Source organism: Kitasatospora sp. NPDC050463, from assembly GCF_040655255.1.
Taxonomy (GTDB): Bacteria; Actinomycetota; Actinomycetes; order Streptomycetales; family Streptomycetaceae; genus Kitasatospora.
The window spans coordinates 1-12,196 of the sequence record NZ_JBFAJO010000102.1 but is presented as its reverse complement, the minus strand read 5'-3'; the positions used below and the strand labels follow the sequence as shown (position 1 = coordinate 12,196).

Annotated in this window: 13 protein-coding genes and 2 pseudogenes; 5 read left to right on the top strand and 10 right to left on the bottom strand. The window is 70.5% G+C overall.

The window, feature by feature from the left end; all coding sequences use genetic code 11:
- Positions 1–1,157, bottom strand: a pseudogene (locus tag AB0J08_RS37170) (hypothetical protein); the annotation flags it as partial.
- 92 nt (positions 1,158–1,249) lie between these two features.
- On the opposite strand from AB0J08_RS37170, the gene AB0J08_RS37165 reads away from it, so the two are divergent.
- A complete protein-coding gene (locus tag AB0J08_RS37165) occupies positions 1,250–1,972 on the top strand; it encodes a hypothetical protein (RefSeq protein WP_360643096.1) in 723 nt (240 codons plus the stop codon).
- 111 nt (positions 1,973–2,083) lie between these two features.
- Here AB0J08_RS37165 and AB0J08_RS37160 read toward each other — a convergent pair whose 3' ends face one another.
- The gene (locus AB0J08_RS37160) at positions 2,084–2,596 is read right to left on the bottom strand and encodes a hypothetical protein (RefSeq protein WP_360643120.1); all 513 of its coding nucleotides are present in this window, start codon (positions 2,594–2,596) and stop codon (positions 2,084–2,086) included.
- A 431-nt stretch (positions 2,597–3,027) separates the two neighbouring features.
- Between AB0J08_RS37160 and AB0J08_RS37155 the strand changes: the two genes are divergently transcribed.
- The 4 genes from AB0J08_RS37155 (at position 3,028) to AB0J08_RS37140 (ending at position 6,963) form a co-directional block, all read left to right on the top strand.
- Positions 3,028–3,549 (top strand): GNAT family N-acetyltransferase, encoded by a 522-nt coding sequence (locus AB0J08_RS37155; RefSeq protein ID WP_360643093.1) that lies wholly within the window; start codon positions 3,028–3,030, stop codon positions 3,547–3,549.
- A gap of 909 nt (positions 3,550–4,458) precedes the next feature.
- Positions 4,459–4,722: an ABC transporter permease gene (locus AB0J08_RS37150; RefSeq protein ID WP_360643090.1), complete on the top strand. Its 264-nt coding sequence runs from the start codon at positions 4,459–4,461 to the stop codon at positions 4,720–4,722.
- Between the two features lie 27 nt (positions 4,723–4,749).
- Positions 4,750–5,547 (top strand): hypothetical protein, encoded by a 798-nt coding sequence (locus AB0J08_RS37145; protein ID WP_360643087.1) that lies wholly within the window; start codon positions 4,750–4,752, stop codon positions 5,545–5,547.
- Positions 5,548–5,553: 6 nt separating this feature from the next.
- Positions 5,554–6,963, top strand: coding sequence for a hypothetical protein (locus AB0J08_RS37140; RefSeq protein WP_360643084.1), 1,410 nt, complete (start codon positions 5,554–5,556; stop codon positions 6,961–6,963).
- Between the two features lie 114 nt (positions 6,964–7,077).
- Here the strand turns inward: AB0J08_RS37140 and AB0J08_RS37135 are convergent, their stop codons facing one another.
- The 8 genes and pseudogenes from AB0J08_RS37135 to AB0J08_RS37100 all read right to left on the bottom strand — a co-directional run bounded on the left by AB0J08_RS37135 (position 7,078) and on the right by AB0J08_RS37100 (position 12,127).
- A complete protein-coding gene (locus AB0J08_RS37135; protein ID WP_360643081.1) occupies positions 7,078–8,145 on the bottom strand; it encodes a M14 family metallopeptidase in 1,068 nt (355 codons plus the stop codon).
- Between the two features lie 6 nt (positions 8,146–8,151).
- Positions 8,152–8,466 carry a hypothetical protein gene (locus AB0J08_RS37130; RefSeq protein ID WP_360643079.1) on the bottom strand — a complete coding sequence of 105 codons (315 nt, stop codon included), beginning with the start codon at positions 8,464–8,466 and terminating at the stop codon, positions 8,152–8,154.
- Positions 8,467–8,561: 95 nt separating this feature from the next.
- Complete coding sequence (locus AB0J08_RS37125; RefSeq protein WP_360643076.1) at positions 8,562–9,305, bottom strand: TetR/AcrR family transcriptional regulator C-terminal domain-containing protein; 744 nt, start codon at positions 9,303–9,305, stop codon at positions 8,562–8,564.
- Positions 9,306–9,402: 97 nt separating this feature from the next.
- Complete coding sequence (locus AB0J08_RS37120) at positions 9,403–9,639, bottom strand: SAM-dependent methyltransferase (protein WP_360643117.1); 237 nt, start codon at positions 9,637–9,639, stop codon at positions 9,403–9,405.
- Between the two features lie 7 nt (positions 9,640–9,646).
- Positions 9,647–10,629, bottom strand: a pseudogene (locus AB0J08_RS37115) (IS481 family transposase).
- A gap of 755 nt (positions 10,630–11,384) precedes the next feature.
- Positions 11,385–11,543: a hypothetical protein gene (locus AB0J08_RS37110; protein WP_360643073.1), complete on the bottom strand. Its 159-nt coding sequence runs from the start codon at positions 11,541–11,543 to the stop codon at positions 11,385–11,387.
- Complete coding sequence (locus AB0J08_RS37105; protein WP_360643070.1) at positions 11,544–11,918, bottom strand: hypothetical protein; 375 nt, start codon at positions 11,916–11,918, stop codon at positions 11,544–11,546.
- Entirely contained in the window at positions 11,915–12,127 is a 213-nt protein-coding gene (locus AB0J08_RS37100) for a hypothetical protein (protein WP_360643068.1), read from the bottom strand. The genes AB0J08_RS37105 and AB0J08_RS37100 overlap by 4 nt, the downstream gene beginning before the upstream one ends.
- Between the last annotated feature and the right edge of the window lie 69 nt (positions 12,128–12,196).

Genomic DNA, 12,196 nt, shown 5'->3' with positions numbered 1-12,196 from the left:
TCCTTGCCGGCCGTCACGGCGACGGGCCGGCCGTCGAGCACCGTGGTCGCGAGGGTGGTGATCGGTTCGGTGTGGCCGGTGAGGGGTTCGCCGCGCTGTCGGCCTGCCGTGAGGTCCCACGCCCGTACGGTCGCGTCCTTGCCGGCCGTCACGGCGACGGGCCGGCCGTCGAGCACCGTGGTCGCGAGGGTGGTGATCGGTTCGGTGTGGCCGGTGAGGGGTTCGCCGCGTTGCCGGCCTGCCGTCAGATCCCACACCCGCACCGTCGCGTCCTCGCCGCCCGACACGATCACCGGCCGGCCCTGAAGCATCGTGATGGCCACCGCGCGGACGCCACCGACATGGCCGACGAGCGGCTTCCCAAGCCCCCGACCCGCGGCCAGGTCCCAGACCCGCAACGTGGCGTCGTGACCGGCGGACACCGCGATGAGCCGGGTTCGCGCCCGCGTCCGCAGGCGTCCGGCCACGCCCTCGACCACGGCCGTCGCCACCGAGCTGATCGGCCCGCCGTGTCCGGCACCAGGCTTGCCCACCTGCCGGCCGCTGCTCAGGTCCCAGACCCGCACCACGCCGTCCAGGCCGCCTTCGACCGCCACCGGCCGGTCGTCCATCACCGTGACCGCAGACGCGCCCTCCCGGTGGCCTGCGACGGTGAAGCGTTCGCCCATCCGCCGGCCGGTCGCCGGATCGCGCAGCTCCACCCTCTGCCCCGTGCCGAGCACCACGAGGACGCGACCACCGACCGTCGCGAACGCCGCCTCCACCGGGGCCCGGAGGCCGGGCAGCTCGGGGTACCCGCCGTCGAGCACGCGGTGGAGCCGGTGATCGACCAGGGTGCCGGTGGCCCAGTCCGTGTTCCACTGTGCGGCAGGATGCCCCGGCACCGGTACGGAGTTCAGCCGGACGGACAGCTCCCGGTCCCCGTACCGGGCCGCGTCGACCGCCAGCAGCCCGCGCCGCGTCGCCGCGTCGGCACCACCGTGCAGATGCGCCGACGCCCGGTACACCGCCGCCGCCGACCTCGCCCGCGGGCCGGCCGCGGCAGCCATTGCCGCCCTGACCCGCTCCGGGGACGCGCGGACCAGGAACTCCGGACCGGCCAACGGCCCACCAGCGAACAGTCCGTCCCCACTGACGGTTCCGAGATCATCGTGCATGGTCGGCCACGATACCCAGCCCGGTGAAGGCCCAGTGGATGCCCGATCGATGCCAGCTGCAGGCCCGTCACCGGCCCCCGTAACCTGCTGCCATGGCGATCCACCGCTTCGGGCCCACCGAGTTCCAACTCGTGCTGCTGCGCCGGATGGCTGACTACAACCCCGAGCTGGTCGAGCAGGCCGTGCGGCGGCTCGGCGCGACGCGCGGCACGATGCGCGAGGCGAACAAGCGCTGGCAGGCGATGATCCGATCGCCCCGGTTCCCGCACGGCGCCCGTCGGTACGCCGCCGTGCTCGGCCCGCCGCAGGCGAGCGTGCCGCGCCGGATCGGCGATCTCGCCTGTACCGCACAGCGGTGGCCCCTGCCGCTCTGGCCCGAGCTGCGCTTCGAACTCCTGCTCGGCCCGGCGGAGTCCGGCAGCCCGCCGCTGAACGAGTGGCTGGTTCGCGCGGCGGATGCCCCGGCCCCGGTGCTGCGCACGCTCGCCGACCTGACGCCGTGGAGCTGCGTGGTGGCCGATCTGGGCGCCGCGTTCCCGCCCGCCGTGCCGCGCGAGGGCAGTGCGCCCACCCGCTTCCAGCTCGACTTCACCGCCCCGGACGCCACCGGCCGGCCGCGCTCGCTCACCGCCGACTTCACCTGGGGCCTGCTCCAGGAGGTCCGGCCCGCAGACGCCTGGCGTCGCGCTCCTCCTCCGGCTCGGAGGAGGATGCGAGTGCGGAGAAGGTCGAGTTCGGCCCTGCCATACCCGGCGCGTTCGAGCAGCCTAAAAGTTACGTGGAATATGTCTAGGGTGATCATGTCTCCGGTGTAACCACGGACTTGGGAGATGGCTTGAGCGGCACGACGGTGCTGACGGAGAAGTGGCCGGTGTTGAGCCGGCACGAGCAGGCGGCGGTCTGGTTGCAGACCTGGAGTGTCGCGGTCAGCGGCCCAGCCTGTGTCGGATGTAATCCGGCTGGGCCGCACCGATCTCGATGCGGTTCTCGTCGAGGCCGTTGACGATCCGCAGACAGCCCTCGGTGAAGGCGAACTCCACCGCCACCGTTCCGGCTGCCAGGTCATGGTCTGCTGGCCGCCACTCAAGCAGCGCGACCTCGCGCAGTTCCTGGCCGACAAACGGCTCCAGGCGTTCATCGCTGTGAGACCACTGGGGCGTGAGCTCGAACCACTCCCACCCGGTGATGGCCGCTGCGGTGTCGATCGTGTTCCAGCCGATCGAGAGTTCGTCCAGCTTCGAATGGCAAATCTCCACCTGGAGGCCCTCGATGTCCAACACCACCGGGCAGTCGGCGAACCAGTCTCCGTCCTCGACGAAGCGCACCAGTGCGAATCCCGTCAGCCGCCTACCAGCGAGCATTGCCAGACGTGATCCGTGCGCCTGCCGAACCGCCTCGATCCCGACTAGGAAGGACGGCTTGAAACCAGAGATCCCCATGTCCACAGCAGCTGAGTCTTCCGGCCTGCGGCCCAATCGGCCACCACATATTCGAAGCAGCAGGATCCTCGGCGCCACTTGACAGCTTGGTCCACAGAAGTGGCGTTCGCGGATGGTGGCGACGATTCGACGGGGCCGACCGCGGACGTCGAGCATGCCGTCGGGTTCTGCCGGTGGCTCTGGACGTCGAATGGACCGGTCGGCCGCGCGGCCCAGGCCTCGCACACGGTTCAGCCCGATGCTGCGCTGCTCCCCGCGCGCCCGGGACACCACAGGTCGATCCTGTCACCGCTGCCCGGCTGCCCGGCCGCTCCCCGTCCGTCCCCGATGTCGCAGCGCCCCGGGAACCCGGCTGGGTGCGGCCGACCTCTCGTACAGGGGGCCGCCGGTCGGGCAGACTGGGAACAATGTCACATTGCTTAAGGAGTGCCATGTCCGATCCGATCCTGTTCACAGAACGACTGGCGGTGCGTCAGTGGACCGCCGCCGACCGGGACCGGGCCTTCTCCGTCTACTCCTGTTGGGAGGTCGCCCAGTGGCTCGGGAGCACTCCTCGCGCCCTGGAAGAGCCCATCGAGGCTCTCCACTTGATCGAGCGGTTTCGTCTGCGGTCGGCGGACCCCCGCTTCGGGGTCTGGGCGCTCGAACGCCGGGACGGCGGTGCAGTGGCCGGCTCGGTCATGCTGCTGCCGCTTCCGGACGGGGGCGGCGAGGTCGAGATCGGCTGGCACCTCCACCCCGACTCCTGGGGCCTCGGGTTCGCCACGGAGGCTGCGCGGGCGGTCCTGGCGAAGGGCTTCGCGGATGGCGTCGATGAGATCCGGGCCTTGGTCCGGCCGGGCAACCACCCGTCCGCTGCCGTCTGTCGCCGCATCGGCATGGTCTTGACGGGTCGGACGGGCCGCTGGTACGGCGCCGACATGGAGGAGTTCCTCGCCAGCCGAACCCGGTGACTCCGGCCGCCCCGTTCCCAGCGGGGTTCCCCGCGGTCCCGGGGAGGGCCGGGCGGCCGCGCTTTTGCCGCCCGGGGTGATCTCCGGCGTGGCCAGAAGTCGAGACATTCATGGCCGTGCGATGGGGCCTGCTTCGAGGCGTGCCGGTCGTTCCTGGGATGCGCGCAGGGTGAGCTTCCCTTCAGCTGGAGGTCCGGCGTGAATGTGCTGCAGAGCCGGCCAGGTCATCGCGTCCGGTGTTTCCCGTCGCTGAACCTCGCGGTCTGTCTGATCGACGCGTGGGCGCCGGAGACCGAGGTGGTGGCGGCGGCGAGGAGGGTCTGGTGCCCCTGTCGCCTGTCGCCTGTCGCCAGTCGCCTTGGCCGAGGCTGCGCACCCGATCGGCTGGGTCGGCGACCCGAGCTGCGGCGTGGTCAAGGCTGGCGGCTCTCGTCGTCCGCCGGCCACCTCGCCAACTGGCCCGCCCGCTGCGGGCGTCCGGTGAGATCGAGTTCGCCGCTGGCCATCTGCACCCGCCCGGTGTTCCGCTGCCACGCGCCGCCTGAGCCGCGCCGCCGTTCCGCCCAAGCACCGACGCGCCACCGCCCGCGCTGGCCCGACGCGCCCGCCCGGGCGTCGCGGACGGGAAGGGGAGGCCCGCCCTTGACCGGGCTCGGAGGTGCGCGGAGACTTGTTATACAAAGTATGCGTGCCCCGTAGGTGTACGTTGCCCCCCTCCGCACTGCGGATCCGGGACCCGACCACGTACCCGAAGCGAACCCCTCCCCGTGGGCGGCCTGCCCCCCGACCGGCGGCCCCGACGGGGCCGACACCCGACCCGGGCCGGTGCGGCCGGTCGCGCCCGTGAGCGATCACGCCGGGCGTGGGCGCCACGCGGGGCCCGGGCGGCAAGAGAGGGGAGGCGCCGAGATGCCCTTCCACCCCGATAGTCCGGTCCGCCCGCGCTTCTGGCTGGAGATCGCCCTGGGGAGCCTCTCCGGGCTGCTCTTCCTGGTCACCCTGGTCTGGCCGGACTGGATCGAGCTGCTGCTCGGTCTCGACCCCGATGCCGGTAGCGGCGCGGCCGAGTGGCTGATCGTCGCCATCACGGCCACAGCCACCGTCGCCTGCGCCGTCGGCGCACGGATCGAGTGGCGCAGGACTCATCCGGCCGCCGCCCGGGCAGCGCGGTGACGGCCGACTCAGGGAAGGAAGACCACCATGCCTGATGGCACGCCCGCCGCCACGCCGGAGTCCATCCCCGACCTGGTCCGGCAGGCCCCACTGAGCTTCGTCGGCAGGGTCACCCGGTTGGGAGACACGCCCCTGGCGGCCGTCACCGCCGACGAACGGACCGCGGTCGTCAAGGTCGACGAAGTACTGCACGCACCCGACGCGTTCCGCAGACTCGCCGGCAGCGAGGTCACCGTCCAGTTGTCCGCCGACCTCGACCCGCCGGCGGTCGGCGACACGGCCGCGTTCTTCACCACGGGCGCGGTCTACGGCGAAGGGCTCGCCGTGGACGAGGTCGGGCGGCTGCCCGCCGCCGACGTCCAGCCGCACCTGACCCTCGCGGCCACCACGGCCGACGCGATGCCCTTCTCCGCCGTGTTGCGCGGCATCAGGGACGAGGACATGACCACCCACGCCGGTGAGGCGGACGCGGTGGTCGTCGGCACCGTCGTCGGCCTGGAGAAACTGCCGGGCAACGAGGACCGCCCGGTCTCCGAGCACGACCCCGACTGGTGGCGGGCCCAGCTGGACGTGAGTCACGTGGAGTCGGGGGACGTCTCCCCGGGACGGCTCGCCGTCCTTTACCCCAACAGCCGGGACATCCACTGGTACCGGGTTCCGAAGCCGAGTCCGGGACAGCAGGGCATGTGGATCCTGCACACCACGGAGGGCGCCGAGGACGAGTCCACCGGGCACGCCCTGCGCGACGCGGCGCGATTCCAGCTGCTCGATCCCGACGACCGCCAGCCGACGCGGATGCTCGCGGTACTGCAGGAGCGGAGGTGAGCCGTCGTGCCCACGCTGAAGATCGTCAACATCACGCCGAGGTCGTTGAGCGGTGACATCGGCCAGATGGGCGAGCCCAACCTCGCGGTCAACCCCGAGAATCCCGACGAGATCGTCGCGACCGCCTTCACTCCCGACCCCATGGGCGGCCCGCTCGCGCCGATCTACGTCTCTACGGACGGCGGTGACACCTGGGTGCTGAGGAGCGTCGTCCCCGGCGGTGTCCCCGGCACCGGCACGGGCGACATCACCGTCGGCTTCACGCCCACGGGCGGCACCCTCTACGCGGGGATCCTCAATGCCCGGCTGAGCACCGCGACCCGTCTCCGGATGCAGATCCTGCGGACGCCCGACGCGCGATCGACGACGCCGATGCAGATCCTCGTCGACCGCGGCGGGCCGGACCAGCCCTGGGTCGTCACCGAGGCCGTCGCGAACGGCAACGGCCGTGGCCGGGTCTACGTCGGCAACAACGACGTCGGTCTGAGTAGCGGACGCACGGCCTCCGTGGATGCCTCGGACGCCTCCCCGACCGCGCCGGCGCCGTCCGGTTTCGTGGCCACGCCGATCGAGCGGCGCTCGACCTCCGGCCAGGACGGGCCGCCCGTGCGGATCGCCGCGCATCCCGACGGCACCGTGTACGCGGCGTTCACGAGCTGGCAGAACCGGTCCGGACCCGACTTCCGCAACGTCACCTTCGACGTCGTGGTGACCAGGGACGACACCGGGGGCGTCGGCCCCAACCCGTTCCGGTCCCTCACCGACGCGAACGGGATCGCCGGCCAGAAGGCCGCGGCCCAGCGGTTCGTGGTGTTCGACGACGAGATCGACGGGCAGCGCCTCGGCGGTGACCTGACGATCGCGGTCGACCCCCGCGACTCGGCAAGCGTCTGGATCGCTTGGTGTGACCGCGTCGGCGGGCCTGCGGGGGTGGACAACACCCTGCATCTGCAGCACTCCGCCGACCGGGGCCGGACGTGGTCCGCCGCCCGCACGCCGCCCGTCAACTCCGTGCTCTCCACGGCCATCAACCCCGCGCTGGCGGTGAACTCCGACGGCCTGGTGGGGCTGCTCTACCAGGAGTTCGTCGAGGACCAGTGGCGGACGGTGCTGGAACTGACGGCCGACGGCTGGCAGACGGCGCCGGCGCGGCAGGTGCTGCACCAGGCGGCGCTGAGGCCGTCGGTGAGCCTGAACGGGAAGCCGTTCCTCGGTGACTACATCCGGATGATCACGGTCGGCCGGGACTTCTACGGCGTGTTCGCGGGCGACAACCTGCCGGACAACGCCAACTTCCCGGCCGGCGTGATGTACCAGCGCAGGGCCAACTTCGTGACCCGTCAGCTGTTCGACGTCGACGGCGTCCACCGGGTGCCGACCTCGCTCGACCCGTTCTTCTTCCACCGGGCCGCGTAGTCCACGGCACTGGTCGGCAGCACTGTTGTTCACGGCACTGTTGAGGCGCCCGCCGGTCGGCGGGCGCCTCGATCGCAGTTCAGACCACTGTGGTCGACAGGTGTTCGATCGCGCTCAGAGCGCCGCCAGGCAGAACTGGACGAGCCCGGCGTCGACGTCGAGGACGATCTGCTCCATCTCGGGCCAGAGCGGCTGGAAACTCTCGCCCCACTCGATGGTGAAGGCGAGGATCTTGCCCTTCTCCGGATCGACGAAGTGGCGCGAGAACGCGTAGTCGTCACTGGTTCCACTGGTCGGGTACAGGTGGAACCCGGACATCGGCTTGTAGGTACGGCCGCGCACACCGTGCAGTCCCTGGCAGAACTGTTCGGCGAGGAGGGCGGCGTTGTCGGCGTCACTCTTCTCGATGAACTCCGCGTAGGCGAGGTCGCCGGCCACGCCACGCTTGCCGTCGAAGAAGGGGTTGCGGAAGTTCATGTCGGGTTCGATGGACTGGTTCTCGTCGTCGCCCCAGACGAAGAGCATGTCCTCGGCGTGACTGTGCACATCGACGAACCACCGCGTCCACGGGAACTCGTCGAGGAGCCAGCGGACGTTGCGGGTCTCGGGCTCGGAGAAGGCGTGCGGGCCCTCGTACACCTGGAGGTCGCACGGATCGGCCGAGACGTGGGGGCCGGCGGTCGGCGCGAAGGCGGTGGCGAAGTCGAAGAGGAAGTCGAAGTTGCGGTTGATGTCGACACCGATGCATCTCGGGTGGCCCCCGGAGTTGGCCGGGTTGCGGTTCTTTCGCCACATCGGGTCGACGGTCTGGCTGTAGCGCCGGCCGTCCGGGTTGACGAGCGGGAAGACGACGAGGTCCAGCTCGTTCAGCACACGCTGGACCTGGTCGGCGGTGAAGGTGGTACCGCCGTAGGCGAGACCGGCGTGGGAGTCATAGGCCTCCAGCAGGTCGGCGGCGAGGTGGACCAGCACCTCGCAGCTGCCCCATTCACGGGCGTGCAGACCTCCGGTCAGGACGACGCAGTCCTTGGGGGCCAAGGACTCCGCGCCGATCCGCAGGGCGTGGCTCATCCGGCCTTCGACGGAGCGTTCGGGCAGGTCGATCAGGCCGGTGAGGGAGGGGAACGCGGTGGAGAGGCTGACCACGGCGGATTCGACCTCGTTGATGTTGAGATACGACATGGCGGGTCAGTCCCTCACCTTGACGGCCAGGCCGTGCGGATAGGCGTCGGCCGGGGCGAACCGGTCGCCCTCGCCGACCTGCGCCTGGGCGAGGCGGCCGGCTTCGGACGCGTTCTCGACCTCCTCGACGGTCACGCCCACTCGCTTGAGGGCCGCGACCTGGTCGGAGGGGACGTAGGCATCGATGCTGTAGCGGCCGTCCGGCCCCCGGGTGGGGGTGCCGCCGACGTCGGGGCGGACCTCGCGGAGCAGCGCGCGCAGGGTGTCCGCGTCCTTGGCAGTGACGCGGACGCGGAGAATGTCATAACGGGCAGTGGACATGGCGACCTCTTTCAGGCGCCGTCGGGTCTCACACCAGCGATTCCGACGGCGCGGGGCGCTGATGTACGTGTATGTCCGATGCGTACCCCGTATCCTCAGCGTGCGCTTCCGCCGTAGAAGGAGTCAAGGGGAGCCTGCGGCATCCCGTTCAGCAGGCATTCCAGGCCGGCGAGCAGCTCCCGTTCGTCGTCGTAGTCGGCGAGCCGCGGGACGAGCGCGCGCAGCCGGGGGTAGTCGGTGGCGGGCAGCCGGTGCAGGCCAAGGCGCAGCATCGGGTCCGGCTCGTCGGGGTTGTCGACCACCTGGCGCTTGTCGACCAGGAGGAAGCCCACGTTCCAGGCGACGTAGGCGCGGTAGACGGTGAGTGCGGTGGCGTCGTCGAACCCGGCCCGGCCCAGGACGGCGAGGATGTGCTCGGTGAGTTGGAGCGCCGGCGTGGGGCGGCGTGCCACCGGGACGGTGAGCGGCCGGGTGGCCACCAGCGGCAGGATCGCGGGGTGAGCGTGGGCCACCGAGGCGAATGCGCGGGCGATCCGCCGCAGCTCCGCGCGCCAGGCGGGGAGCTCTGGCTCGGCGGCGGAGCCGCCCGGGACCGCCTCGGCCGAGCTGCGCAGCCGGTCGTTGATCTCGGCGAAGAACGCCTCGACCAGCCCGTCGAGCAGCGCCTCCTTGCCCGGGGTGTAGCGGTAGATCGCCATCGACTCGACGCCGAGGCCGGCGGCCAGTCGGCGCATGGTCAGTGCCGCCAGCCCCTCCTGGTCCACCAGCGCGACGGCTGCCGCGAGCACCAGCGGTCGGCTCAGGCGCCGCCGCTTCTCGGGGCCGTCCGGCTCAACCATGTCCGTACTCCTCGCACGCCGGTCAGGCGGATGGGACGAGATAGGACCAAGAATACAAGGTAAATATCGGGCATATGTCTCACGCGGTGGCCGGGCGTCAGCGCTTGCGGCCGACGCCGGCGTACATCCAGCGGGTGGTGCCGGCGGTCGGGCGATCCGGCCGCCGGAGCGGGGCGAAGTCGACGCCGGGCTCCAGCAGGTCCCAGACCTCGAAGAGCCCCTCGGCCGCGGCGCGGCCCCGGTCCGTGATCCCGGATGCGGTGTTGTCCCAGGTCTTCGCCACCTCGGCGGCCCGCTGGGGGTTGCCCTCGCAGGTGCTGTGGTAGACGAGCAGGTGACTGTTAGGTGTATTGACCCGCAGGGTTGTTGACGCGGGTGATCGGGGGTTGGCCTCCGAGTGCGGTGTGGCAGCGATGGTAGTTGTACTGGTGCAGGAAGGTGGCCAGGGCCGCGGTGCGCTCGTCGTTGCTGGTGTAGGGCCGCTGGTAGGCCCATTCGTCGAGCAGGGTTCGGTTGAAGCGTTCGACCTTGTCATTGGTCTGCGGCCGGTAGGGCCGGATGCGTTTGTGGGTGATGCCGGCATCGGTCAGGGCCGGGGCGAACAGCTTGGATTTGTAGCAGGAGCCGTTGTCGGTCAGGACGCGTTCGACGGTGATGCCGTGGCCGGTGAAGAACGCCTGTGCGCGCTGCCAGAACGCGATCGCGGTCTCCTGGCGCTCGTCGGTGAGAACCTCGCTGTAGGCGAGACGGGATTGGTCGTCGACGGCGGAGTGGACCTAGCTGTAGCCGATCACCGGCTTGCAGCTCCTGCGTTCGGCGGTGGTGGCCTGGCGGTTGCGGTTGCCGGCCTCGCGGCCGACCGTGCGCCAGCCGCCGCCGTCGGGGATGGTGCCGAGCTTCCTGATGTCGACGTGGACGAGTTCGCCGAGTCGGGCCCGTGCGTAGCGGCGGATCGGCTCGCCTGTGGGCCGGTCGAGCCAGGCCAGGCGGTTCAGGCCGTGCCGGACGAGCACGCGGTGCGCAGTAGAGGTCGGGATGCCGAGGATCGGGCCGATCCGGGCCGGGCTGAGTTTGCGCTCGCGCCGCAGCTCGCAGATCCGGGCCTCGGTCGCGGAGGTGTGCGGTGCGGGGTGGTGTGGGGCCTGCTGGAGCGGTCCAGCAGGCCCTCCTCGCCCTCCGCTCGCCAGCGCCGCATCCACTTGTGGGCGGTAGCCCGGGATATCCCCATCTCGGCGGCGACATGCGCCACCGGGCGGCCCGCGCCGACACGTTCGACCAGGAGCCGCCTGCCGTGCACGGTCAGCCGGGCATTACGGTGGGACACGAAGACCTCCGTGTGTGGTGTGGAGCCTAGACACCTCCACCACACCGGAGGTCTTCGCCGTAATCAAGCCCGACCACCGTCAACAACGCTCGGATCAATACACCTAGACGGAGTTCGAGCGTCGGCTGGGGTCCGGGTGGCTCTCCAAGCAGGCGACGTAATCGTCGCTGCACCCGTTCATGCACGCGTCGTGTTCCGTGAGGTCGGGTCCCAGGATCACGGAGTTGCAGTTCTTTTCGCATTTACTAAGGCGTTGGGAGCAGGTAGGGGGCCCCACATCGGGACGATCCGGCCGGTGGCGTCGCGGGGGTTCGGTTGGCCTGCCCTGTAGGAGCCTGTGTTGCGGTAGAGGGATGCTTCGGCGTGGAACCCGGGCATGGTCATGATGGTGCTCTCCTCTGGGTCGCCGGGCGCAGAAGCCCTCGTCCACCGGTCAGCCGGCGCCGACAAGCAGAACGCCCCGAGTGCCGTCCGCAAGACCGCCTCTCCCTGTTAAGGCTACGCTCGCCGGGCCCGTGTGACCTGCCGGGCCGTCGGCTGCTGCGGCAGTCAGCTGCCCGTCCTGTGGGGCGGCCACGGCGCGGGTCGTCCCCGCTTCGCGTTCCGGTCCTGTGGCTGCGCGCCGGCTGCGCGCTGGCTGCGCCCGCCGCCTACCGCCGTTGTTGTTATCCACCGCCAGGTGCTCCGGGCGTGGGGAGCTGTTGCCGGAGCCGCGGGAGGCGGTGCGGCGAGAGCGCCTGCACCCGGCCGCTAGCCTAGGGGACGAAGGCCGCAGCCGATCTGACTTTGCGGATCTCTCGGGCGGCTTCTTCGACGGCTGCCCGTTCCTGTTCGGACAGCGCCGCCAACGTGCGGCGCATCTCATCGAGTAACTTGGTGTAGCCGACAATATGGTCGTCGATGTTGCGGATCACTCAGTCGGCGGCGCCCATCGCCAGTGCCGACTCCTTGTCGGCCCGCAGCTCTGCCACCTGTCGTTCCAGGGCTGGCAGGTATGAGGCATCGGGCCGGTAGAAGTCACACCCGGCGCATTGGAAGCGGATGCGGCAGTGCTGACCGCCGGCCCTGACGTTGCTCGGCTCGCTGCACCTGCCGTAGGGGACTGCGACCGTTTGGCCCTCGTAGGCCAGCGCGTCGCTGTAGCCGTGAGGGTTGCCGTGCCGGTCGATGGTCATCCGGGCCACCGTCTCGACCGCTATGCGCTTCCGCTCCAGGGAGACCTTTAATGGTGCACTCGGGTATTGGAACTGTCCGAATGCCTCGGCGTGGGCGACGGCGAGGTCGCTCATTGAGGTCGCTCGTCCCAGCTGAAGGTGACCTCTCCGGTGGTGCTGTCGCGGTTGATGCGGCCGCTGCGTGGCGCCAGTCCGAACTCCGCTTCCGCCCACTTGGCGATCGTCGGTGCGAGTGCCGCCTCGGCGTAGTCGACCTCCACGATCTCCAGGGCATGGATGGTGATCAGCACGTAGCTGGGGCCTTCGCCCTGATGGGTGGACACGCTGATACTGGATCTGCTTGATCCGGAGGAAGCGAGAACACCGCCGATGGCGATGAAGGACTACTCGGA

What these genes read in the sequence shown, in the direction of transcription:
- AB0J08_RS37105 (WP_360643070.1), bottom strand. Translation starts at nt 11,918, where the DNA reads ATGAGCGACCTCGCCGTCGCCCACGCCGAGGCATTCGGACAGTTCCAA.
- AB0J08_RS37125 (WP_360643076.1), bottom strand. Translation starts at nt 9,305, where the DNA reads ATGGTTGAGCCGGACGGCCCCGAGAAGCGGCGGCGCCTGAGCCGACCG.
- AB0J08_RS37165 (WP_360643096.1), top strand. Translation starts at nt 1,250, where the DNA reads ATGGCGATCCACCGCTTCGGGCCCACCGAGTTCCAACTCGTGCTGCTG.
- AB0J08_RS37155 (WP_360643093.1), top strand. Translation starts at nt 3,028, where the DNA reads ATGTCCGATCCGATCCTGTTCACAGAACGACTGGCGGTGCGTCAGTGG.
- AB0J08_RS37130 (WP_360643079.1), bottom strand. Translation starts at nt 8,466, where the DNA reads ATGTCCACTGCCCGTTATGACATTCTCCGCGTCCGCGTCACTGCCAAG.
- AB0J08_RS37150 (WP_360643090.1), top strand. Translation starts at nt 4,459, where the DNA reads ATGCCCTTCCACCCCGATAGTCCGGTCCGCCCGCGCTTCTGGCTGGAG.
- AB0J08_RS37160 (WP_360643120.1), bottom strand. Translation starts at nt 2,596, where the DNA reads ATGGGGATCTCTGGTTTCAAGCCGTCCTTCCTAGTCGGGATCGAGGCG.
- AB0J08_RS37135 (WP_360643081.1), bottom strand. Translation starts at nt 8,145, where the DNA reads ATGTCGTATCTCAACATCAACGAGGTCGAATCCGCCGTGGTCAGCCTC.
- AB0J08_RS37145 (WP_360643087.1), top strand. Translation starts at nt 4,750, where the DNA reads ATGCCTGATGGCACGCCCGCCGCCACGCCGGAGTCCATCCCCGACCTG.